23 protein-coding genes are annotated in these 22020 nt (G+C 41.8%); 8 read left to right on the top strand and 15 right to left on the bottom strand.

Translation table 11 applies throughout. The annotated features are described in order from the left end of the window. Positions 1-11: 11 nt before the first annotated feature. From etfB to AC0L3Y_RS12320, 6 genes are all read right to left on the bottom strand, one after another. Positions 12-809 carry an electron transfer flavoprotein subunit beta gene (etfB, locus tag AC0L3Y_RS12345; protein ID WP_473463676.1) on the bottom strand — a complete coding sequence of 266 codons (798 nt, stop codon included), beginning with the start codon at positions 807-809 and terminating at the stop codon, positions 12-14. Further along, on the bottom strand, positions 799-2088 hold the full coding sequence (etfA, locus tag AC0L3Y_RS12340) for an electron transfer flavoprotein subunit alpha (protein WP_473463672.1): 1290 nt from the start codon (positions 2086-2088) through the stop codon (positions 799-801). The genes etfB and etfA overlap by 11 nt, the downstream gene beginning before the upstream one ends. Then, positions 2085-4046, bottom strand: coding sequence for a (Fe-S)-binding protein (locus AC0L3Y_RS12335; RefSeq protein WP_473463667.1), 1962 nt, complete (start codon positions 4044-4046; stop codon positions 2085-2087). The genes etfA and AC0L3Y_RS12335 overlap by 4 nt, the downstream gene beginning before the upstream one ends. A 17-nt stretch (positions 4047-4063) precedes the next feature. Beyond that, positions 4064-6127, bottom strand: a complete 2064-nt coding sequence (dgcA, locus tag AC0L3Y_RS12330) for a dimethylglycine demethylation protein DgcA (RefSeq protein ID WP_473463663.1) — start codon at positions 6125-6127, stop codon at positions 4064-4066. Positions 6128-6255: 128 nt separating this feature from the next. Beyond that, positions 6256-6801 carry a DUF5943 domain-containing protein gene (locus tag AC0L3Y_RS12325; protein WP_473463660.1) on the bottom strand — a complete coding sequence of 182 codons (546 nt, stop codon included), beginning with the start codon at positions 6799-6801 and terminating at the stop codon, positions 6256-6258. 2 nt (positions 6802-6803) lie between these two features. Then, positions 6804-7781 (bottom strand): dipeptidase, encoded by a 978-nt coding sequence (locus AC0L3Y_RS12320; RefSeq protein ID WP_473463656.1) that lies wholly within the window; start codon positions 7779-7781, stop codon positions 6804-6806. Between the two features lie 313 nt (positions 7782-8094). On the opposite strand from AC0L3Y_RS12320, the gene AC0L3Y_RS12315 reads away from it, so the two are divergent. Beyond that, positions 8095-8859, top strand: coding sequence for an SDR family NAD(P)-dependent oxidoreductase (locus AC0L3Y_RS12315; protein WP_473463654.1), 765 nt, complete (start codon positions 8095-8097; stop codon positions 8857-8859). Between the two features lie 122 nt (positions 8860-8981). Here AC0L3Y_RS12315 and AC0L3Y_RS12310 read toward each other — a convergent pair whose 3' ends face one another. Then, positions 8982-9677, bottom strand: a complete 696-nt coding sequence (locus AC0L3Y_RS12310; RefSeq protein WP_473463652.1) for a VC0807 family protein — start codon at positions 9675-9677, stop codon at positions 8982-8984. A gap of 369 nt (positions 9678-10046) precedes the next feature. Here AC0L3Y_RS12310 and AC0L3Y_RS12305 point away from each other — a divergent pair, with 369 nt between their 5' ends. Further along, positions 10047-11114, top strand: a complete 1068-nt coding sequence (locus tag AC0L3Y_RS12305; protein ID WP_473463648.1) for a hypothetical protein — start codon at positions 10047-10049, stop codon at positions 11112-11114. A 79-nt stretch (positions 11115-11193) separates the two neighbouring features. On the opposite strand, the gene AC0L3Y_RS12300 is transcribed toward AC0L3Y_RS12305, so the two are convergent. The 3 genes from AC0L3Y_RS12300 to AC0L3Y_RS12290 all read right to left on the bottom strand — a co-directional run bounded on the left by AC0L3Y_RS12300 (position 11194) and on the right by AC0L3Y_RS12290 (position 12219). Continuing rightward, a complete protein-coding gene (locus tag AC0L3Y_RS12300) occupies positions 11194-11436 on the bottom strand; it encodes a hypothetical protein (RefSeq protein ID WP_473463645.1) in 243 nt (80 codons plus the stop codon). A 276-nt stretch (positions 11437-11712) separates the two neighbouring features. Further along, positions 11713-11868 carry a hypothetical protein gene (locus AC0L3Y_RS12295; protein ID WP_473463641.1) on the bottom strand — a complete coding sequence of 52 codons (156 nt, stop codon included), beginning with the start codon at positions 11866-11868 and terminating at the stop codon, positions 11713-11715. A 138-nt stretch (positions 11869-12006) separates the two neighbouring features. Next, a complete protein-coding gene (locus AC0L3Y_RS12290; protein WP_473463637.1) occupies positions 12007-12219 on the bottom strand; it encodes a hypothetical protein in 213 nt (70 codons plus the stop codon). Positions 12220-12415: 196 nt separating this feature from the next. On the opposite strand from AC0L3Y_RS12290, the gene AC0L3Y_RS12285 reads away from it, so the two are divergent. The 4 genes from AC0L3Y_RS12285 (at position 12416) to AC0L3Y_RS12270 (ending at position 15217) form a co-directional block, all read left to right on the top strand. Next, positions 12416-12706 carry a putative quinol monooxygenase gene (locus AC0L3Y_RS12285; RefSeq protein ID WP_473463633.1) on the top strand — a complete coding sequence of 97 codons (291 nt, stop codon included), beginning with the start codon at positions 12416-12418 and terminating at the stop codon, positions 12704-12706. A 188-nt stretch (positions 12707-12894) separates the two neighbouring features. Continuing rightward, positions 12895-13299: a VOC family protein gene (locus tag AC0L3Y_RS12280; RefSeq protein WP_473463630.1), complete on the top strand. Its 405-nt coding sequence runs from the start codon at positions 12895-12897 to the stop codon at positions 13297-13299. After that, positions 13280-14056 (top strand): 2OG-Fe(II) oxygenase family protein, encoded by a 777-nt coding sequence (locus tag AC0L3Y_RS12275; RefSeq protein ID WP_473463626.1) that lies wholly within the window; start codon positions 13280-13282, stop codon positions 14054-14056. The genes AC0L3Y_RS12280 and AC0L3Y_RS12275 overlap by 20 nt, the downstream gene beginning before the upstream one ends. 285 nt (positions 14057-14341) lie before the next feature. Further along, entirely contained in the window at positions 14342-15217 is an 876-nt protein-coding gene (locus AC0L3Y_RS12270) for an MYG1 family protein (protein ID WP_473463622.1), read from the top strand. 104 nt (positions 15218-15321) lie between these two features. On the opposite strand, the gene AC0L3Y_RS12265 is transcribed toward AC0L3Y_RS12270, so the two are convergent. Further along, positions 15322-16227 (bottom strand): LysR family transcriptional regulator, encoded by a 906-nt coding sequence (locus tag AC0L3Y_RS12265; RefSeq protein ID WP_473463617.1) that lies wholly within the window; start codon positions 16225-16227, stop codon positions 15322-15324. Between the two features lie 200 nt (positions 16228-16427). Here AC0L3Y_RS12265 and AC0L3Y_RS12260 point away from each other — a divergent pair, with 200 nt between their 5' ends. Together AC0L3Y_RS12260 and AC0L3Y_RS12255 are read left to right on the top strand one after the other, a co-directional pair. After that, positions 16428-17105, top strand: a complete 678-nt coding sequence (locus AC0L3Y_RS12260; protein WP_473463613.1) for a glutathione S-transferase family protein — start codon at positions 16428-16430, stop codon at positions 17103-17105. 51 nt (positions 17106-17156) lie between these two features. Then, positions 17157-18284, top strand: coding sequence for a zinc-binding dehydrogenase (locus AC0L3Y_RS12255; RefSeq protein ID WP_473463608.1), 1128 nt, complete (start codon positions 17157-17159; stop codon positions 18282-18284). Between the two features lie 124 nt (positions 18285-18408). Here the strand turns inward: AC0L3Y_RS12255 and AC0L3Y_RS12250 are convergent, their stop codons facing one another. From AC0L3Y_RS12250 to AC0L3Y_RS12235, 4 genes are all read right to left on the bottom strand, one after another. Then, positions 18409-19296 carry a DMT family transporter gene (locus tag AC0L3Y_RS12250; protein WP_473463603.1) on the bottom strand — a complete coding sequence of 296 codons (888 nt, stop codon included), beginning with the start codon at positions 19294-19296 and terminating at the stop codon, positions 18409-18411. Between the two features lie 345 nt (positions 19297-19641). After that, positions 19642-20130 (bottom strand): hypothetical protein, encoded by a 489-nt coding sequence (locus AC0L3Y_RS12245; protein WP_473463599.1) that lies wholly within the window; start codon positions 20128-20130, stop codon positions 19642-19644. After that, positions 20117-20443 (bottom strand): STAS-like domain-containing protein, encoded by a 327-nt coding sequence (locus AC0L3Y_RS12240; protein WP_473463595.1) that lies wholly within the window; start codon positions 20441-20443, stop codon positions 20117-20119. Before AC0L3Y_RS12240 ends, AC0L3Y_RS12245 begins: the two co-directional genes overlap by 14 nt. Beyond that, on the bottom strand, positions 20440-21603 hold the full coding sequence (locus AC0L3Y_RS12235; RefSeq protein ID WP_473463591.1) for a hypothetical protein: 1164 nt from the start codon (positions 21601-21603) through the stop codon (positions 20440-20442). Before AC0L3Y_RS12235 ends, AC0L3Y_RS12240 begins: the two co-directional genes overlap by 4 nt. Positions 21604-22020: the final 417 nt, after the last annotated feature.

Raw genomic sequence — 22020 nt, 5'->3', positions numbered from 1 at the left:
AAACCTTTACTTTAGCGAATGACTTTTTCTTCTAATAAAAGATCAAAAATAGCTTGGGCTTTTTCAGCTGGCGTTTCGTCTTTCATCACTTTACCGCCACTACCAACAGGCTTCGCGGTCGCCGCTTTAAAACGATCAGCAGCTGTTTTGGCTTTAACCACTTTCATGCGTTTCGGTCGAGGTTTAGCTGGATTAACTTGCCAGCTTGCTGCCATCTCGTCTGCAACATAATCATTTCCGATAACATTGATTTGCGCTCTTAATCCTGGACCATAAGCGGTTTGTCGAGCTTCAGTCGCGGCATTATCAACCGTTGCAATGAAAGGCAAGGTAACAGTAATAGCACGGCGTTGACCACGAGGCAAAGCTAATAGGACGTCAGCTTCACCATGTTCAACATTCACGATATCCGCAACCCGAGAAAGTAACGGCCAGCCTAATTTTTCGGCTAATAAATAAGGCAACATACCAGAAGATTCACCACTTTCTGCACGCCCCCCCATAAGAACAATACTCGGCTCACTGTTTGCTAAATATGTCTCTAACAAAGGCAAAGCATCGCTACCAGAATCTTGGGCCAACACGGTCAAGGTATCCAATCCCATTCCTGCATATTGGCGCAACACAGGCTCTTTGGCATCCCCCACATGTACAACCGATAACTCGCCTTCGAGGCTATTTTGCAAATTCAAACCCAGTTCTACAGCTCGTCCATCTTGTTCCGCTCGGCGCGCCCGCCCCGATTGAGGATGACGACCCACAGAGACTAAACTGATGATTTTCGTTTTTTGAGAGTCATTAAGCGACATTGCTTTTTTCTCCTTGCTCTAATGCATGTTGCTGAGCGAGTGTGATCAATTCCGCTAAAATTGCTTCGCTGTCTTCAATAACAGCCAAATCAGCACGCTTCGCCATGTCACAGCCAGCATCGGTATTAATCGCAATAATCTTGTCGCACTGACCTATCCCTTGCATATGCTGAATCGCACCCGAAATACCCACCGCTAAATACACTCGCGCAGTAACCCAGGTACCTGATGCGCCAACTTGTCGCATACGCGGCATAAAACCATCATCTACGGCAACACGACTTGCCCCTTCGGTTGCCCCTAATACGGTCGCGCATTGATGAAATTGCTCCCAGTTATGGATGCCATTACCTGCAGATAAAATAAACTCGGCTTCGGCAAGAGGTACTGCATTTGGATCAACCGCCATCAAGCCTTTATCGGTTAAACGAGTTTCAATCTTTTCTAATACATCCATATTGTCTAAAAATAAGGGCAAAACTTCATGACGAGTTTCATCAATGGCATGACCGCACTCTTCCAACAGCATCAAAATACGAGGTGTTTCTCTGGTGATATCAAGACTTGTGGAAGCACCACGACAAACGGTTCTGGTTTTCGATACTTGCCACGCTTGCGTGGCTGGTCGTTCGCCAAGACGTGCCGCCAAACGTGACGCCAAATCCGTACCGCCATTCACCGTATCTGGAAACAACCAATGTTCGGGATGATATTGCGCTTCGATTTCATTCAATGCTACTAGACGAGCTTCAGGTGCAAAACCATCGTATTTAGCACTGGATAGATGAATAAGACGATCCACACCTGCCACATCAAATTGTGTTTCTTTATTTTCGCCAAAACATACCACAGCAACCGCCATACTGGTTTTAGAACCAACCTCAGCAATCAATTGATGCGCCAAGCCAATCACGTCTTTATCATGAGTCGTTAAACGCCCACCAACCATGTCTGGTACCACCATGATATAACCATCTGGATCGACGACTTGATGCAAAGGTAAAACGATTTCTTGAACAGATGAAGATCGTTTTTGACGACTCTTATCATGTCCGCCAAGCATACCTTTCGTATTAATCGAAAGGCGATCAATGCGTTTAATACCATTTGGCCCAATAAAACCAATCGTATGGGGATTTTTACGAATCAAACCAGAAGGCCCACGCACTTCAACGTTATTATTAGTCGTCATAATGTCGTGAAGAGGATGCAGACGGTTACGAGCGATACGTTCCGCTCTTGGGTCTCGACGAATAATTTGAGAAAAAGCGTCACTCATGCGCGCACCTCCTCAATCAACTGTCCGACTAATATCTCTGCGATGTCTTTGACAACAGGGCGAGGTTCAACAACGCCTTCCAACATAGCTGTGCATTGCTGACAACCTACTGCGACCATTTCCGCGCCAGTGCTCACCACATCTTCCATGCGCATATCGGCAATACGTCTTTCCCCTGGAATATCGGTAATGGGAGCGCCTCCGCCTCCGCCACAACAACGTGACCGATAACCTGAGCGTTCCATTTCGGCGATTTCAATTCCTAATGATTCTAACAATTCTCGCGGTGCTTCGTATTCGCCATTGTAACGACCAAGATAACAAGGATCATGATAAGTCACTTTGCCACCGTTGAAAGCATCCAACTTCAAACGACCTTCTTTAATCAACCCATTAAGAAAAGTCGTGTGATGCATTACAGAAACACCTTCCAATGCATCTGAACCAAAATCGCCATATTCATTTTTTAAACAATGAAACGCGTGAGGATCGGTTGTTACTATGGTTTTAAATTCGTACTGAGATAAAGTCGCTAGATTGCGTCTTGCCAAACTTTGGAAGGTCGCGTCGTCACCCAAACGTCTTGCCACATCGCCACTGTCTCGCTCTTCATCTCCCAAAATTGCCACATCCACATTCGCGGCTTTTAGTAGTTTTACAAAGGCACGTAGAATCCGTTGACTGCGCATATCAAACGCGCCATCCGACACCCAAAAAAGTACATCGACTTTTTTCACGTCCTTCATAAGATTTAAATTTTGATCCGCTGCCCAGTGGGTTCGACTCGCTGGAGAGTGACCATTTGGATTGTCCGTCGCTATGATATTTTCTAGAACTTCTGCGCCTTTGTTCGGTGTTGCGCCTTTTTCTAAAGTTAAGAAACGACGCATATCAACAATCGCATCCACATGCTCGATCATCATCGGGCATTCTTCCACGCAAGCACGACACGTCGTACAAGACCAAAGCGTGTCAGGGTTAATCAAACCGTCAGTAATGATTTGATCTGGACCGCCTTTCGCATTGCCTACTTCGACGTTTGGATAAGGGCTACCAGCGTATTTTTCATCTGTATCACCAGCAAAGCCCACTACCATATCTTGAATCAGTTTTTTTGGATTCAAAGGCTGACCCGCCGCGAATGCAGGACAAACCGCCTCACAGCGACCACACTGAACACAGGCATCGAAACCAAGCAGTTGATTCCATTTGAAGTCTGTTGGTTTGGCAACACCGTGCATTTCACCTTCGCCTAATTCTGCACCTAACTTAGCTGCTTTCAACCCTGTTGATCGACCACCACCGAAACGTTCTGGACGCCGGTGAAAAGCCAAATGCAAAGCTCCCGCAAAAGCGTGTTTCATTGGGCCACCCCATGTCATGCCAAACAGCATTTCACTTAGGCTCATCAATACCAATGCAGACAACACAAGAGTCAAAAACCATTGGCCCATAACACCCAATGTAAAGCTTGCTGGTACCTCTCCAATAACAGGAAGAACCCCAGCAGCAGGCAAGGTTAAAACAAAGAAGGTAACCGAAAAGATCAGTAGGTTTTTAGGCAGCCGCATCCACGGTCCTTTCGACAAACGCGCAGGTGGATTCAGTCGGCGCTTGAAAACAAACAAGGCACCGCAAAACATCATTACTAAAGCGCCTAATAACATCCAAGCAAGAATTTTGCTTTCAATGCCAAATAGATGAACAAACACCACCAATACCATAGCAAGAACAAAACCACCGCCCGTTGCTACGTGAGTTCGAGACATGTATTTGTCTCGTTCCACCACATGATGCAAATCGTGAAGATAACGCTTCGGCATCGCCAACAAACCCGCGAGCATATCCACTTTATCTGCTTGGCCAGCACGCCACAGGTTCATGCGACGTACCGCACCAATCCCCGCAAGAACAAGAAGAACAGCAATCAGAATGGGAAGTAACCAATCAAGAATCATTTTTTACCCCTTCTCGATTAGAGATCCTTGCAGAGGCGCAAAGCATCATACATAGCCGCATGAATATTTCGTTGAGACACACAGTCTCCCAGACGCCACAAAATCATGCCTTTTGATTCTTCCGTTAAAACAGGTTGAGGCTTGATATCGAACAGGGCTTCATTGTCAATTTGGCCTTTGTTGATTGAGCTTTCTTTCAAGGCATAATAGAGCTCTTCATTCGGTCTTGTACCGTTTTCGACAACCACTTGATCGACCACTCGTTCTTCTTTTTGACCTGTGTATTCGTTCTCTAATACCGCTACTAAGCTCTCACCTTCTCGGTATACTTTTTCCAACAACATGTCCGATGTCATGATGACTTCTTTTTCATATAAGGAACGGTAATAAGTTGGGAAAGTTGTACCACCAATGCCAACACCGGGTTTGATATCGTCGGTAACCAATTCCACCAACGAGCCTTTAGAAGCAAGATAATCCGCCGCTGACATACCTGAGAATTCACAAATCGTATCGTAGATTAAAACGTTTTTACCGGGTTCTACCTTGCCACTTAAAATATCCCAAGTAGAGACAACTAGGCCTTCAGCCGCTCCCCATTTTGGTTCTTGTTCCAAGAAAGGACGACCACCAGTGGTTAAGATGCACACTTCAGGATTGAGTTCGTGAACAAGGCTTTCGTCGGCTTCTGTATTCAAGCGAACGTCTACACCTAAACGATCTAATTCCATAATCAACCAACGGGAAATACCGGCGATTTGATCGCGCTGTGGGGCTTTCGCGGCTAAGGTAATTTGCCCACCAAGCTCTGGGGCTTTTTCAACCAAGGTAACCTTGTGACCACGTTCGGCAGCTACTCGTGCTGCTTCCATGCCACCAGGGCCTCCACCCACCACCAATACATTACGAATCGCACCTGTGGTTTTTTCAATAATATGAGGCAAGCCCATGTATTCACGAGACGTGGCCGCATTCTGAACACATAAGACATCTAAACCTTGATACTGACGGTCAATACAATAGTTAGCACCAACACATTGGCGAATTTGATCCACCTGATCCATTTTAATTTTGGCGATAAAATGCGGGTCAGCAATATGTGCACGCGTCATGCCAACAAAGTCCACATAACCCGCTTCTAAAATACGTTTCGCTTGATTCGGGTCTTTAATGTTTTGTGCGTGAATAACCGGCACATTAACTACTTCCTTGATGCCAGCCGCCAAATGCAAGAAAGGCTCTGGTGGATAACTCATGTTAGGAATCACGTTCGCCAAGGTGTTGTGCGTGTCACAACCCGAGCCTACAACACCAAAATAATCCACCATGTTTGTCGCATCGTAGTATTGGGCGATTTGTTTCATGTCGTCATGGTTCAAACCGTCAGGATGAAATTCATCTCCTGTGATACGCATACCAACAACAAAGTCTGGGCCGACTTCAGCTCGAACCGCTTTTAGCACTTCCATACCGAACTTCATGCGACCCTCAAAAGTGCCACCCCATTCATCAGTACGTTTGTTAACACGAGGCGACCAGAATTGATCGATCAAATGCTGATGCACAGCAGACAATTCAACACCGTCTAAACCACCTTCTTTTGCTCGTCGCGCCGCTTGTACGAAATCGCCAATAACGCGCCAAATCTCTTCTACTTCAATGGTTTTACAGGTCGCACGATGAACAGGTTCACGAATGCCTGATGGCGACATGAGGTTTGGCCAGTTTTCACCATCCCAGCGAGAACGACGTCCCATATGGGTAATTTGAATCATGATCTTGCCGCCATGTTTATGAACAGCATCAGCAAGGTTTTGGAAATGAGGAATAATACGGTCAGTGGATAAATTCACTGAGCTCCACCAGCTTTGCGGGCTATCAATCGATACAACACTTGAACCGCCGCAGATACAAAGCCCACAGCCGCCTTTGGCTTTCTCTTCGTAATATTTCACGTAGCGATCTGTCGTCATACCGCCATCGGTTGCATACACTTCAGCGTGAGCCGTACTGACTATTCGATTGCGGATCGTAAGTTTGTTGATATTAAGAGGCTCGAACAACACATCATATTGGGACATAAAAAGAACTCCCGCTCTACTTAGCTAAAACGTAAAAAATAAAGAAAACGCTCTGCCTTGCCCACACAGCGTATATTTGTCATAACTGGCTACAATTTAAATAAAGAAAAATCTAAATAAAGAAAAACCTAAAGAGGAAGAACCTCGAAATACCCCACATCACAACCTTCTTCCGCACCACTTTGAGTTTGAACCGCTTTCGTGCGCATACTTGATTTTTGACTGTCTAAAATCTGATCCAATGCCCCTGCAAACCAACCTGTGAACATATAATCCACTTTGCGATTCACTTTTTTACCGTGAATTTTTTCATAGTGATAAACAAAGGCAGAATTCTCTAAGCGAACTTTCGCAGTGCCTTTTTCAATGTCTAACTCTTCAGTAATAAAAAAGCCCCAACCGCGCTGAGATAGACGTTTTAGATAATGATTCCAGATGTCTTCACCATAAATACCATGACATTCTGATTCTTGTTCACACCAGAAATACGCGGACTTGTAACCGGCTTTATATAAAATCTCGGCGTAACGCTCTGCACCAATCTCGTCTTCAATTCCCATGTGATTGTTCACAAAGAAATGTCGAGGCACATACAACATAGGTAAAGCATCGGTATTCCAAACACCGGTTTCGTCATCGACTTGAATTGGCATCTCTGGCGCATGTGTTGTCATCTTCATTCTCCCCAAACTTCTTTTAATAACGAGACCCAGTTTTCACCCATAATCTTGCACACCTGACGCTCGCTAAACCCATGCTTCAACAAGGCTTCCGTCAAATTAGGAAAATCACCAACCGTACGCATTCCAAGAGGGTTAATAATTTCGCCAAAACGGGTTAATCGACGTGCATAGCCTTTGTCATGAGTAAGATATTCAAAGAAATCTTCACCGTGCCCTTGTGTGAAGTCGGTACCAATACCAATCGCGTCTTCACCCACTATGTTGTAAATGTATTGAATGGCTTCCACGTAATCATCAATGGTGGCGTTGATACCGGCTTTTAAGAAAGGCGCAAACATAGTCACCCCAACAAAACCGCCGTTATCCGCGATAAACTTCAATTCTTCATCAGTACGGTTACGTGGGTGTTCTTTTAGGCCTGCGGGTAAACAATGGGAATAAGCGACTGGTTGCTTAGATTCGATAATGACTTCTTTGGCAGTATTGGGGCCAACGTGCGACAAATCACATAACATGCCGACACGATTCATCTCTGCAACAATTTCGCGACCATAACCAGATAAGCCACCGTCACGTTCATAACAGCCAGTGCCAACCAAATTTTGCGTGTTGTAGCACATTTGTACTATACCAACGCCAAGATCTTTAAAAACTTGAACATAGCCAATTTGGTCTTCAAAAGCATGGGCGTTTTGGAACCCCATCATCACCCCTGTTTTGCCTTCGGCTTTGGCGCGATGGATGTCTTTTGTTGTGTAGACTTTTAAAAGTAAATCGCTGTTCGCTTCGATCAACTGGTTCATTTCAACCACATTACGAACCGTGCCCTCAAAGTTTTCCCAAAACGACACAGTACAATTTGCCGCTGTAAGTTTACCTTTCGCCATATCTTCAAATAGAGATCGGTTCCACTTAGCACAAATCAAACCGTCGATCACAATCGCCTTATCATGTAGCTCTGATGCGTTCATTGTTCTTCCTTACCTATCAAATCAAGGCGTTTAAGTTAGTCATCATCAATGAACTCAGTGTAATTTTTCACGAAGAAAGGAAGCAGGCTGTAAACGACTAGAGAAAGACTAAAAGCGACTATGAAGAAAAAAACAGATAGAAATATGACATAAGAACTCCCCTCCAAATACAGGACCAAATGCAGTTCTGTCTAGTTCACATTTCTAAACGTATTAAAGGCAGTAAGATATGCGCAAAGCGTAATGAATATGGTATGGTAAAAAACATCTACAGCGTTTTTTTTAGCTTTCAAATGAATCGATTGAGAAGAATATGAATAATAAATTGACCGGTAAAAACGTCCTCATCACCGCAGGTGCTCAAGGCATTGGCGAAGCCATCACAAAACACTTTATTGATAGTGGCGCAAATGTTGCTATCCACTACTTTTCTAGTGCAGATACCGCCAACAAATTAATCGAATACGCGTCTAGCAAAGGACAGAAAGCCGTTGCGATAAGTGGTGATTTAACAAATGAAGCGGAAGCCAATGCATTGGTTGAGCAAACCGTTAAAGTACTAGGTAGTTTGGACATACTGATTAACAATGCAGGTTCTTTGGTGGCGAGAAGATTACTTAACGAAATGGATGCGGAGTTTTGGCATAAGGTAATGGACATCAACCTAACGTCCATGATGTTTGTTACCCGTGCTGCATCGCCTTATCTTGCGAAACAGGAAAACAGTAGTATTGTTAACTTAGCCTCCCTTGCTGGTCGCAAAGGTGGTCACCCAGGATCGCTTGCCTACTCGACAAGCAAAGGCGCTATCCTGACGTTAACACGAGCACTGTCTGCTGAATTAGGACCACAAGGCACTCGAGTAAACGCTGTTGCTCCAGGGCTTATCCTAGGTACTTCTTTCCATAACACCCATACAACAAAAGAGTCAGCCGACGCAACCATCACAGGAATTCCAATTCAACGTGCAGGCAATGCAGATGATGTAGCACGAGCTGTTGCCTATTTAGCATCTGAATACGATGGTTTTATCACGGGTGCGACGCTTGATATCAACGGCGGCGTTTACAACATGTAATGTCCTGCTCCTTACTGTCCTGTAAGGCGCGATTTCAAAGCATAAAAAAACCAAATCCATTTCACTTTAAGGTTCACTTGGATTTGGTTTTTTTAGTTTTCAATCATTAGGTTTGCAAAAGCTTATTTCTTAATCAACAGATCTTCTAGTTTTAACCCTGTCGCTTTGTTAATACTGCGCCACAGATAATAAAAAATCGCCATCATCATAATCATAGAAGGAATGGCAATCATCGGGTAACTGTATAACGTCATCTGACCCAACTCTTCATTAAAGGCTTCAGTTCCAGCAGGGCTGGTCACAATCCACTTAGCCAATACGTAATTCATCGTTGCAGAAAAAGCAAAAGAGCCTGCGATAAAATAAGTCGCATTCATCAATTTTTTCTCAAACATTTCTGTACTGTTGTTCTCTTCCAGCTTCTGCTTAATAGTTTCTGTATCCATCACAGAGGAATTAAAAAGCAACGCACGAATCAAAGGATAAGGCGTAAAGGTAGACACCAAAACCGCGATACCAATGATTGCTGGAACGGCCGCTTCCTTGATTGCCAACCATTGATTATCAAGTTCAAACAGACCAATACTGCCTGTCATCAAAACACTCACCAAACCCAGCAAAGCAATAAAGTTAAACTTCTTGTACTTAACTAACTCAAAAATCCCCCAACCAAGAGGAAACGCCAACGCAGCAACCAAACCGCCACTAACGCCTAATGCGTCTTCACCACTTAGCTTCATCAAAATAAGAGACGGCAAAATAACACTGACGAGCAAATCAACCATAGGTCGTGGCTTATGTGTAGGAGAGCTATTCATAATTTAAAGGTTCCAATTTAAGTTCAAATATTAATGCCGACTATCATAAAGGAAAAACGCACAAGGAAGTATATAGACAGTGTTTTTAGTGAGAAGTGCCACAAGATTTTATGAATGTCATCCCAATATCGTCGACTAAGAAAGCAATCGTTTCCTTGTTCCTTTCCTTCCAGTGGTAGCAAAAGGGCCTTGAATCGACACCCCCGTCTATTTTCTCTCATTGACAGTGGCATGTTAATTGTTTAAAAAATTGCGTTATATTATTGCTAAGCTGAATAATTCAATTCCTAAAATAGAATCAGCATTAAAGCAAATACCCTACTCCTTTGCAGGATCAATAAGCACTAATACACAAGGACTAAAGAAGTAATGATTACTACGATTAAAAGATTATTGATTTTGCTCATGCTCCCCACACAACTCTTCGCACATGACCAGAATTTAGTTAAGACAGAAGGTCAGGCTCAGTTTCCTTCACATTGCCACAGTAGTGAAAATGTCTACTTAAATGCAAAAATGCAAAAAGTCATTAACTCTCCTAGTAGTGGTGCACTGTACGAATTAAAACCAACAGGAAAAGTTTTATCTTTGTGCTATAGCAAACTGCACGACACTACCCCAATGATTGTTTACCGTTACGGTAAAATTGGTGACGTGGAATTCGAGAAAGTCGCCACTATAGACGCGCCTTTTTCATCGTATCATCGTATCGATGGCCGACTAGGCAATGAGGTGATTTTCTTTAACAATGGGAATATTAACTATTACATTAGCAGAGCCCTTGGAATGGGGAGTGGTATTTCTATAGATGTCTTTAGAAAAGGAAAGAGACTCACGAAACTGCATTCGGGACTCGACAGAGAACTTGATTACAATGTGGAAGATTATGTAGATATATTACCCAGTAACGTATTGATAGAAAGTACACCTCATGATGAAGCAATGCGCTCACCAAATCGTATTAGTTGGATAAAACGAGAATATAAGGATATTCGAAGTAATCTAAACGACTATAAACGAAAGTCCATTAAGCTTGCAGAATCCACGGAAGGAGGCGAAGCCATCGCGTACCAAACTGGATGGGGTGACATGCGACTCATCAACCTTACTCATCTCGGTGAAACAGGAAAACACAGTTATCAGATTTATTATCAGGGAAATAAAGCCTTTTTTGTTTTTGAACAAGATTATAGCTATAACGCTCCCATCACGATGACGTCCGAGCGAGCAGCACGTTTAAGCAAAGAAGAAGATATAAAGTACGAAGCATTTGATCCTAATAAATCAACAGTAGAAGAGTGGCGATACTATTTTGATGGTGACTACACCCTTAAAGTTTTAGGCCCCAATAAAAAAACAGAATCTAACTTAGAAAAATCCAATGGTATTATTAAAATGAGTCGTAAAAGTTTAGAACTATTCGTAGAAGAGAGCTAAATACAAACATTCGCTTGAATTCGTCTCCATTTGCTTTCAATGAAAGCCCTTCTCTATAATGGCATTCATATTCAACAGTCTATGCAGTTTTCAAGGCCGTTTCACAATGATGTTTATGAAGATTTCTTTTAAAGCCATGCACCACTGTCTGAAACTCGTCGCCACGCTCAATACTGTGTGCGTTAAATGAGTTACCTTCCGTGATCCATGCCTGAATATCCTTTATTCTTTTAAGCAGCGAATCAAACTGATCAGAGGTTAACTTGGTTGAACTGACAATATCGCCACTTATCACAGCAATAGGCTTATCGATAGGTTCCATAGTAGAACTCCTTTTGTACACTGGAACAAATTTAGTCCTTTATGGCTAATTGTGAAAATTTAGCCACTTATGGCTAAAATATAAATGTTAGCTATTTCCCAAAAAATACAACTAAGTCGAAACCAATCTAATTCATGGCAAGTAATGCTCTTCCTAATGCTTTCTAAATAAGCGTTGCGTCTGTGGCCATTTTACCAATTCGCTTCTGGTATATAGCGAAACTTGTGACCAAGTGTTATCGATGAGCCATTGGGAAATTGAGCTTAAATCGCCAGTTTAAAAAGTAGTGTCGGAGTCTACGATTTGTGTCATGGTGACTTTATATTGCGCGGCGAACATCACAGCGAGAGTGTAAAATGGAAAGTAATCTGAAATGTTAAATGGGCCTGACTCCTGTAAAGTACCGAAATCAGGCATTGTTAGCGCTTTCATAAAGCGTCCAAATTTATGGTCACTTCAATTCATAGACTTTTTTTAGAGTTAAACGCTATTATTCAGCTACTGCCAAATATCTAAATCAGCTCTGCAAGCTACATTAATCGAAATGCCTAACATTAAGATGTCACTCCATTATTTAGATGGCATTTTAACTGTGCGCAAATAAGGCAAAATAGTTTTCACTTCACCAAATTTATCTTTTGCTTGTTTGTCATCTAGTGATAAAGCAACAATAACGTCTTGACCTAGTTCCCAGTTTGCAGGCATGGCAATCGGTACACCATAGCTCGCTTGCAATGCATCAAGTGCGCGTAGGACTTCAGCAAAGTTAGGACCTACAGACATTGACTTGCGATCGCAGCAGTAACACTTTGAAATTCAGCTAGCGTTAGAGCGACTGAGGTCTTACACAATCACATTGTCAAATTATATTTGATAATTACTCAACAATTACCTCGTTTAAATTCATAATTTAAAGACTTATTATTCATTCCAGTTAATTATGACTAAGACAACATTCAACTAAATAAAGGAAACAAACATGGCTGCATTAACTATTGTTGCAAACATTCTAGCAAACCCAGACAAAATTGAATTAGTAAAAAAAGAGCTACTAAAGCTAGTTGATATTACTCGTGCAGAGAAAGGTTGTATTAATTATGATCTACACCAAGATAACGAGAATCCAGCGCATTTTACATTTTACGAAAACTGGGAAACACGTGACCTTTGGCAAACACACATGGGCAACACTCATTTAGCTGACTACATGGCAGCGACGGATGGTGCTGTTGCTGAATTCACTTTGAGCGAAATGACTAAGATTGGTTAATGTTTTACATATAAAGCCCAAACTATTTTTTTGATAGATTTTTTTATATATGTAAAAGCCATCTAATGGGTTGATCGTTTTATGGTCAACCCATTTTTCTTATTATTTATGTCTTTATTTTGCAGTATTCAGGATTTTCTAAGAATGCGAGTAAACACAACCACCACACACTTACTCAGGAAATAAGAATGAATATTCGTTTCGATCATCTCTCATTGAGCGCAAAAGAGCCGGAAAAAATAAAAGACTTCCTCATTGAACTTTTGGATTTAGAAGTAAAAACTAGACCTAATTTTTCCTTTTCTGGGTACTTTTTGTTTGCCGGTGATAAAGATGTTATTCATATTTTTCCTCAGCAATCAGGTATTGAAGCGCACAACCTAGAAAAACGTTTTGTGCCTAATATTATCCATCATGTTAGCTTTTTTAGTGATAACTACGATGAAGTAATGCAGAAAATTGCTCAAATGGGTCTGCGTTACAATATAAACAATGTTCCTGATTCACCAGTGAAGCAAATTTTTGTGCGTGCCCCAGAAAATCTTATTATCGAAATACAGGCAATTCCTTACAATGACAATCTCAACAAATAATCCTTTCTACATTGCCACCTACGAATCAGGTAGTACATCAATGAATTTACCATTGTGGGGTAGCCGCGTTGAAAACCCATTACAGCTAGAAGAACACTCGATACAAAAAGTAGAGCATGTTGATGTGACTGACGTACCGGGTGCATTTCAATTATTAAATGTTCTCAGCAAAACTGAATGCACAACCATAATTCGAGCGGCTGAAAATATGGGATATACAGAAGACGCCGCAGTGTCTCTTGGCCGTCATATCCGCCACAACATGAACCTTAATTGGATCACAGACAATACAACGGAACGTTTCATTTGGAATCGTGTTGCGTCATTTTTTAACATAAGCTCCCCTTATTTTTTAGATAAAGTTGGGTTAGGGTTAAACCAACGCTTTCGTTTTTATCGCTATGAGCAAGAAGATTTTTTCGGTATTCATACGGATGGGGCATGGCCTGGTAGCCGTATAATAGATGGCAACCTGGTTACTGATGCCTTTGGCGATCGATATAGCTTATATACCTGTTTGATTTTTTTAAACGATAACTTCGTCGATGGTGAAACACAGTTTTTAGTGGATAAAGATGACCCAACGCAGCCGGCTAGAACACCTAAAAATAGCCAATTAAAGGGTATTCGTACACCTGCTGGCGGCATGTTGTGCTTTCCTCACGGTTCGCATCCATTACACTGCCTACATGCTTCACAAAAAATCTCTAGCGGGGTCAAGTACATTATTCGAACTGACATATTATTCAGTTTATAGCTTGCGAATCTAATCTAGAAAACAACTGAATTACTTAATATTTAAGAAGAAAAAAACGGCACGGTTAGCATAATGATACGAAAAATCCCTGGCGTATTTCAGTCCTATCACAGTCTAGTAAACTCAGGATAACCAAAAGTCTACTATTCTTATTCGCTTTCCCCCATACCCATCTTAGTTTTTCTAAAATGAACGGTGTCACCTATCATTAAAACCCAGTAAAATCTCAACCTTTAGTACATGTGTGCTGTTAAGTGAAATGACATCAATAAAAGAGACTATAGAATGACCGAACAAGTTAAAGTAATCGCAACGCACAATGGCAACTTTCACGCAGACGATGTATTTGCGGTAGCGGCACTTAAAAACATTTTTCCATCTGTAGAATTAATACGCACACGAGACTTAGATGTCATCGCCAAAGCCGACATAGTGTTAGATGTAGGTGGTATATACGACCCAGAAAAAGACCGTTTTGACCATCACCAAAAAGGTGGCGCAGGTGCACGAGAAAACGGCACCCCGTTTTCATCATTTGGGTTGATTTGGCAAAAATACGGCTTAGAAATATGTGCTGGCAATCAAGAAGTCGCTAACTCATTGGATAAAAATTTAGTATCCGCTATCGATGCAATAGATTGCGGACACGTAGAAGGTATACAAACAGGCATTAGCCTAAGTCAAACCATCTCAATGTTTAACCCAACATGGCAAGAAGAAGGCGATTTTGATGCCGGCTTTAATGAAGCCGTCGCCTTTGCATCACGCATATTAACTCGCTTCATTGCCGCGGCAAGCGGTGGTGTAAACGCAAAAACAATCGTCGCTAACGCCATCGAAAAAGCCGCAGACCCAAGAGTGATAGTGTTAGAACAATACACACCTTGGAAAACCACTGTGCTTAGGTTATCCCAAGACGCCTTATTTATGGTTTACCCATCTCAGACCGGACAATGGCGCATACAGACAGTGCCAGTGGAGCTAGGCTCCTTTGAAGACCGTAAAAAACTCCCCGCGCCGTGGGCTGGATTGTCTGATCAAGAACTACAAGACGTAACGGGATTAGATGATGCCATGTTCTGTCATAACGGCTTGTTTATCGCAGGCTGTGCATCATTTGAAAATACAATGAAAATGGCAAAAATGGCATTGGATTATTAAAACTCTCTAATAAAAAAGACCGATGTCATTTTTATAGCATCGGTCTTTTATATTATGAGAGTGATCTTGTGACAAGGAACTTAATATGCTTCCCCTAGTTGTTCTTAGGCTCTCTGCCGTATTCTTTCAACTAAAAAGTCGACTGCCACTTTTACTTTTGGTACTAAGTAGCGCTGCTTTTGATACAACAAATAAACAGCCATATCAGAATGTTGAGTGATCGCTAATTCGTGTTCAAATTTAAGTTCTTGCAACATTCCAGACTCAAGATAGGAAGCTAATGCCCATCGCGTTGACATTAAAATCCCCTCCCCATTACACGCTTTTTTGGCAAGCCACGATCCGTTATTTGAAATAGCGACCGCAGGCCCTGAAACATCATGCCATTGCTCATCTACTTTACATAACCACGGCGTTGACCCAGTGGGCGTTCTAAAATAAAGGCCGCTTCGGTGCTTTAATTCCATCGCATTCGAAGGCATACCGTATTTTTCTAAATAACTGGGTGACGCGACAGGAATAAAACCGTTATCCATCAGCCTTATTGCTAACACCCGTTCATTGGGTGCATAACCACCGCGAATAGCAATATCGACATCGTCACGTCCGAGTGTTGATAACTCATCGCTTAGACTGACATCTAATACAATTTCAGGGTACAAAGCGCTTAATTCATCCAGCAAAGGCAGCAATATTTTCTCACCAAACCCTACCATCGAACTGATCCGTAAACGCCCCATCGGTGTTGTTTGGTAACTACGGACATGCTCATTGCTTTGCGATAGTTGATTCAATATTTGCTGTACATCGTTATAGTAAATTTGACCTACTTCCGTCAGTTTAACGACTCGGGTCGAACGCTTTAATAGGGTCGCCCCCAAACTCTTTTCTAAATCAGCAACCCGTCTCGACAAGGAGGATGGCGGTACATTAAACATCTTCGCGGCTTTGGTAAAACTGCCCGTTTCGACGACTTTACTGAAATATCGCATTGCTCGTAGTTGATCCACTCACTTCTCCATCCAATAAACATCTAATTATTTTCGCTTCATTGTTGTCATAATAGCAATAGTGATTCGCTTTTACCCCTATATATAAGCAAATTAAAACCAGTAATAATATGTCTAACTTAAACACTACACCTTGGTCCTTGTTGTAGTGTGTTAAATACAGAAGGCCAACTTTCACGTTAATGATGGAACACTGACTTATGATTACTTTGCACGGTTTTGCCGCTAGCAACTATTACAACCTAGTGAAACATGTACTTCTCTACAAAGATCTGCCATTCCAAGAAAACCTTCTCTACGGTGGTAGTGATGAATTACTGGCCATCAGCCCAGCGGGTAAAGTGCCAGCCATCACAACGGCTGAAGGTCTTCATCTTTCAGAGTCGAGTGTCATTTGTGACTTTCTTGAAGAAACTTACCCAGCCATTCCGCTATACCCTGAAAATTCGGGGGAACGCGCGGTTGTGCGCCAAATTATGAAAATAGCAGAGCTGTATTTTGAACTGCCCAGCAGACGGTTTATCCCTTATGCCTTCTCAGGCACTGAAGCGCCTGAATCGGTTAAAGCGGAAGTACGCCAAGTATTAACTCGTGGTATTACCGCCTTACGCCGTTTAGGTCAGTTTTCACCTTGGATTGCCGGCGAGCAATTCACCATGGCTGACATCTACGTTTATTACGTTAACAGCATTGTCAGTAAGTTTGGCGCGAGTCAACTTGGTTGGGATGTACTGGCAGAGATACCAGGAATGAAAGCGTGGAATGAGTCCATGAGTCAATCTGTCATTGCCCAAAACGTGGAGGCAGATCGCTTGGTAAACTGGCCCGAATTTATCCAAAAGGTAACCGCTCAGATGCAAGCAGCAAAGACTAAATAGCACTGAGCGATAAAGCACCGAGAATTTAATTATTTACAGGAGAACACCCAAATGACCAATACAAACATCCAACTTACTTCAACCATCAATGAAGACAACACATTAACACTGGCTCTACAACACATCGACATGCCACAACCGGGTGCAGATGAAGTGGTTATTCGCATTGAAGCGGCACCATTAAATCCATCTGACTTAGGTGTTCTATTCAGTGCGGCTGATATGTCTACAGCAACACAATCAGGCACTCCAGAAAACCCAGTCATTACAGCAGATGTGCCCGTTCAAGCGATGCCATCCCTTAAAACTCGTGTTGGTAAAGCAACGCCAGTGGGTAATGAAGGAGCTGGAACCGTAGTAGCAGCTGGCTCGTCGCCTGCCGCACAAGCGTTAATGGGCAAAACCGTCGCCGTTATTGGTGGTGGCACTTATCGTCAATATCACTGTGCCAATGTACAAAGCTGCTTACCATTAAAAGAAGGTACAACCGCTAAACAAGGTGCCTCTTCATTTGTTAACCCGCTTACCGCACTGACAATGGTGGCAACAATGCGCGCAGAAGGCCACAAAGCCATTATTCATGCTGCAGCGGCGTCTAACCTTGGGCAAATGTTAAACCGAGTCTGTATTGCTGATGGTGTAGATTTAATTAACATAGTGCGTAAACCAGAGCAGGAAAAACTATTACGCGACATGGGTGCAAAATATGTTGTTAACTCAAGCAGTGACTCTTTCCTTGCAGACTTAACCGCAGCGATTATTGAAACAGGTGCAACGATAGCCTTTGATCCAATTGGTGGCGGTGAATTAACCAGTGATATTCTTAACTGTATGGAAGTCGCTGCCGCACGAGATATGAAAGAACACACCATTTATGGCTCTGATACGTTCAAACAAGTTTACATTTATGGTGCATTAAACCGTGGCCCTATCACTCTAAATCGTGACTTCGGTTTTGCTTGGGCGGTTAATGGATTCTTATTATTCAATGCGCTAGGTAAATTAGGCACAGAAACCGTCGTAGCGATGCGCAAACGTGTTGCAGAAGAAATCACAACCACATTTGCAAGTCACTACACACACGAAGTGTCATTGGCAGAAGCATTACAACTGCAATCTATCGCGGGCTATTCTAAACAAGCGACCGGTGAGAAATACTTAATCACACCTCAGAAATAGTGACAATTAAATGGTCACGCTTGAGTGATCAAAAAGCAGATACTGATTGTCGGTATCTGCTTTTTTTGTTTGCGAACTCGTCGAGTAGAAACAGAACAGCAATGATAATAAAGGCTGTCTTTATTTAATCAGCAACCCGTTTTCGCGTTAGTGCTATCCCTAAAATGATTAATAACATCGCCGCTAGGCTTTGCCATTCAAAGGCTTCACCCAAAAGCAGCACGCCAGTAAAATACGCCACGATAGGAATCATGTAATTAATGTACGAAAGAAACGTAGGGCCTGCCGTGGCGATAACGGCAAATAACAGAATGGTGCCAAACGCAGTTGGGCCGATACCTAGCCACAACAAGGATAATGTGGCTTTTAAAGAATAACTTTGTTGCCAGGGTAAATCATGCCACAACCACAATGGCACAATAACGATGCTGGAAATAATCATCATACCAGCCGCTTTGACAACGGGATTATAGGAAGGCAATCGCCTCACCAAAATGGCATTTATCGCATAACTAAACGTGGCGAATAAAATCAATAAACCACTCATTAAGTTACTATGAGCGCCTACCAACGACGGCCAAAGCACAACCACCACGCCAGTAATACCCAACACAAAACCCAAGATTTTAAAGCGATTAAGGCTTTCCCCTACCACAAAGTAATGCGCTAAAATCATGGTCGCCAGCGGCATAAATGCCATCAACAATCCCGTAATGCCCGAGCTAATATCCTTCTGACCTGTAGAGATCAGAAAAAATGGCAATAAGTTTCCCATAACACCCAACAGCAAAAATATCGCCCAAGCCAACGGTTCCGAAGGCAAACGCCACCCTTTGGCATACATAAAAAGCGTAAGAATAACCGCTGCAATCAAGACTCTGAGAGAGACTATCGCCACAGGGCTAAAGCTTTCTAGTGAGACAGCAGTAAACATAAATGACGTCCCCCACAGAAGAATGAGTAACAGCAGAGAAAGCCAGTTTTTAAAAGTCGGTGTGTCGTTGTGAGCCATGTGTTTGATCCAATTAGTATTATTACCGCATACATAAAGAGAGAGAGTTTAACCGACAAGCTCCCACTTGTTTGATGTTTTTTTTGAGCACTAGGAATAAACAGTGAAGGAAGACAGACAAAAGGATGCTCAACCCGAGCCATTTCAGCCACTTTAGATAATGCCCTACTCTGCCATAACGGCTTGTTTATCGCAGGCTGTGCCTCATTTGAAAATACAGTAAAAATGACAGAAATGGTGTTGGAGTGTTAACAGTTTGAAGCAAAAAAGACCTATACACTTTCAGAACGTCGGCCTTTTTGTCTTACCATGACACATTGAACTCTTCATTTTTGGCACTGATTATTAATTGAAAATATGGAAATATTTTTTAATAGTTGCTCCATGAATATTTTCTAAAATCTCATTTTGAGCGTTTGCTAATTGACGGGATGATATTGTCATAAATTCATGTTTGCGCCGTTTATCATTGGTTGCTATTCGGCGCATAGTAGAGATTTCTTTTAGTGGAAAAGTTTCGCTCAAATTTGTAATGGACGATACTCTAAGACATGTAACTCTTATTTGATCTAAATAAATGATTATTTGTTGTTCGTGCACAGCGTCATTTATAGCGCTGCTATTTTCTTTCGAATTATATTCAACACTCTCAAAAAAAACAGTATTTATCTTTTCAAACTGGCTTTCTAAAGATGAGATAATAGTGTTTATTCTTGCCTCTCTCTCACGTAGTGATGCATAGCCGTGTGTAAGGAAAGGTATAATAAAAAAACCTAAGTAGGGGGCTGTAATTATTGCATAGCCCCAAATAGATGTTGGTTCAGTTGGCGTCATTCAATGCATCCTGCATATACTCTATAATTTCTTCTACCAAGGTTTTGTCATCATTAGATTTAATGTTATTCATTAAGAAATGAACATCTTGTTTCGACAAATGATGCTCTCTTATTAGACCACCAAATGACTCTTCAAGAAATGATGAGCCGTAGCCTGCGGTTCCATCAAGATTTACAACAAGCTCTTTATCTTTTTGGAAGGCTGGCCATAAAAATTCGTCTCGAAATTCTTCGCCACTGCCTAACCCTAAACTTTTATATCTAGGCCCTGGGAATCGCGTAAAGTTTATTACTTTTAATTCTGTCATCATTTATTTTCTCCAGAAAGCGGTATTGACCAACCAACTACAGTCCCGTCGATGGCAAGTTTTCTTTCGTGCTTCCTATTCTTAGATGGGGATGATACCGAACGATTCTTATATTCGTACATACCCTTCCTTGAAATTATCAACATTCTTGCATCTTTAGAGTCATCTACTACTCTTTTTAGGTCGGCACCGCCTTTGCCTCTGTAATTTAATTGTGTTCTTGTCTCTTTAACAAGTGTAGCCGCATGTATTCGTTTTGCGTGGGAGTTGTTGGATAGCTTTTCACTTCCTTTATTTTTACTTTGCTCTTCTACTTTTAGAAAAATTTTGTCTAAAAGTGTGGTGTCTTTTGTTGTGTCTGTTTTGCCAAGGGTATAAGGAATCCCATGACCGAGATCGCACACATAAATATAAAGCTCATTGTTTTGTATTGATGACAAAAACCAATGTCGTTTGTCGTTTAGGTCTGCATTACTGCCTTCAATAGCTGGATTGTAAGCGTGTTCAGCTGCATTGCCGATAGCTTCATTTAATCCCCGATATACTTTTGAGTTTAGCTTTTTTTCACCCAATGTAGTTTGAATTATAGCTGAAACCTTTTCCATGTTTGATTGTTCACTAGAATCAATATTCCAGCATTTTACATTTTTTGCTTCTGCATTTTTTGGTTTTGTACGCTTAATGTTTAGTAGTTTATATATCCCTATTTGATTTAGAACCGCATCAAGTAAGTTTGGGGCTCCTTTAGGAGTCTTAATCCTTGTGGGAAAAGATACAGAGAATCTAACATTAGGGCATTTTTTTGTTACCCTATCTAATTCGGCGTAGAGATGAACTGCTGCAGGAGCATTAATGTACCATGAGTGTTCAAAACTAATTCTGATTTTTCTAGGATTTTGGCTTTTATCTGCATTATTGATTGCTGACTTCAGGTCATTAATGAAACCTATGGCTTTAGCAGCTGCCTTTGGTCGGTATATGTCAATGACTTCTGGGGCTTCTATGCGTTTGCCTTTTGAGTTTTTAGCTTTATTTTTAGCCCATGGATTTTTTCTCGATTGGCTTCTAGTACATTTACCAGCTTTAGTATTTTCCTGAATTAGTTTAGAGCTTATTTTACGTGCAAATCGATTATGTTCTCTTGTTTTCTGATGGCTATCCAATCTCACTTCCTTATGTTCTTCTATTCATCTAATTTGGAGCAAAATGAAATTAAGTGTTGAAATAAAAAGAAAGGAATTATAAAGATTTAATCATCCGCCAGTCACTTTATTTTCATTCCATCGTGAAGTTAATGTAGCGTGAGTTGATTTGAATTTCTAGTGAGTATTGCCCCATATCAATAAATCAAAGAGCAAGGCGAACACCTAGAGCGAGGTCAAACGGTTATCTAAAAAGTAACGTCTAGCGGTGGTGTTTGGTTTGCTCCCGAATGCCTAGGTGACAGCCAGGGTGAAAGCCCTTTTTGAATAAGCTTTATATGTGTACGACAGGTTTGGGGTATAAAAAGGGGTTCGACCCTTTGGGGTATTCGTTTATGAACAATGCCTGATTACGGTCGTGCCTCCCTCATGCAGGCC

The sequence above is a fragment of the Marinomonas sp. GJ51-14 genome (genome assembly GCF_055808695.1).
Note: the sequence above shows the minus strand (reverse complement) of the source record. Positions and strands in the feature narration are given on the sequence as shown.

What these genes read in the sequence shown, in the direction of transcription:
- AC0L3Y_RS12245 (WP_473463599.1), bottom strand. Translation starts at nt 20,130, where the DNA reads ATGACGCCAACTGAACCAACATCTATTTGGGGCTATGCAATAATTACA.
- AC0L3Y_RS12305 (WP_473463648.1), top strand. Translation starts at nt 10,047, where the DNA reads ATGATTACTACGATTAAAAGATTATTGATTTTGCTCATGCTCCCCACA.
- AC0L3Y_RS12315 (WP_473463654.1), top strand. Translation starts at nt 8,095, where the DNA reads ATGAATAATAAATTGACCGGTAAAAACGTCCTCATCACCGCAGGTGCT.
- AC0L3Y_RS12240 (WP_473463595.1), bottom strand. Translation starts at nt 20,443, where the DNA reads ATGATGACAGAATTAAAAGTAATAAACTTTACGCGATTCCCAGGGCCT.
- AC0L3Y_RS12320 (WP_473463656.1), bottom strand. Translation starts at nt 7,781, where the DNA reads ATGAACGCATCAGAGCTACATGATAAGGCGATTGTGATCGACGGTTTG.
- AC0L3Y_RS12280 (WP_473463630.1), top strand. Translation starts at nt 12,895, where the DNA reads ATGAATATTCGTTTCGATCATCTCTCATTGAGCGCAAAAGAGCCGGAA.
- etfA (WP_473463672.1), bottom strand. Translation starts at nt 2,088, where the DNA reads ATGAGTGACGCTTTTTCTCAAATTATTCGTCGAGACCCAAGAGCGGAA.
- AC0L3Y_RS12325 (WP_473463660.1), bottom strand. Translation starts at nt 6,801, where the DNA reads ATGACAACACATGCGCCAGAGATGCCAATTCAAGTCGATGACGAAACC.
- AC0L3Y_RS12285 (WP_473463633.1), top strand. Translation starts at nt 12,416, where the DNA reads ATGGCTGCATTAACTATTGTTGCAAACATTCTAGCAAACCCAGACAAA.
- dgcA (WP_473463663.1), bottom strand. Translation starts at nt 6,127, where the DNA reads ATGTCCCAATATGATGTGTTGTTCGAGCCTCTTAATATCAACAAACTT.
- AC0L3Y_RS12270 (WP_473463622.1), top strand. Translation starts at nt 14,342, where the DNA reads ATGACCGAACAAGTTAAAGTAATCGCAACGCACAATGGCAACTTTCAC.
- AC0L3Y_RS12300 (WP_473463645.1), bottom strand. Translation starts at nt 11,436, where the DNA reads ATGGAACCTATCGATAAGCCTATTGCTGTGATAAGTGGCGATATTGTC.
- AC0L3Y_RS12335 (WP_473463667.1), bottom strand. Translation starts at nt 4,046, where the DNA reads ATGATTCTTGATTGGTTACTTCCCATTCTGATTGCTGTTCTTCTTGTT.
- AC0L3Y_RS12260 (WP_473463613.1), top strand. Translation starts at nt 16,428, where the DNA reads ATGATTACTTTGCACGGTTTTGCCGCTAGCAACTATTACAACCTAGTG.
- AC0L3Y_RS12295 (WP_473463641.1), bottom strand. Translation starts at nt 11,868, where the DNA reads ATGAAAGCGCTAACAATGCCTGATTTCGGTACTTTACAGGAGTCAGGC.
- etfB (WP_473463676.1), bottom strand. Translation starts at nt 809, where the DNA reads ATGTCGCTTAATGACTCTCAAAAAACGAAAATCATCAGTTTAGTCTCT.
- AC0L3Y_RS12310 (WP_473463652.1), bottom strand. Translation starts at nt 9,677, where the DNA reads ATGAATAGCTCTCCTACACATAAGCCACGACCTATGGTTGATTTGCTC.
- AC0L3Y_RS12290 (WP_473463637.1), bottom strand. Translation starts at nt 12,219, where the DNA reads ATGTCTGTAGGTCCTAACTTTGCTGAAGTCCTACGCGCACTTGATGCA.
- AC0L3Y_RS12255 (WP_473463608.1), top strand. Translation starts at nt 17,157, where the DNA reads ATGACCAATACAAACATCCAACTTACTTCAACCATCAATGAAGACAAC.
- AC0L3Y_RS12250 (WP_473463603.1), bottom strand. Translation starts at nt 19,296, where the DNA reads ATGGCTCACAACGACACACCGACTTTTAAAAACTGGCTTTCTCTGCTG.
- AC0L3Y_RS12275 (WP_473463626.1), top strand. Translation starts at nt 13,280, where the DNA reads ATGACAATCTCAACAAATAATCCTTTCTACATTGCCACCTACGAATCA.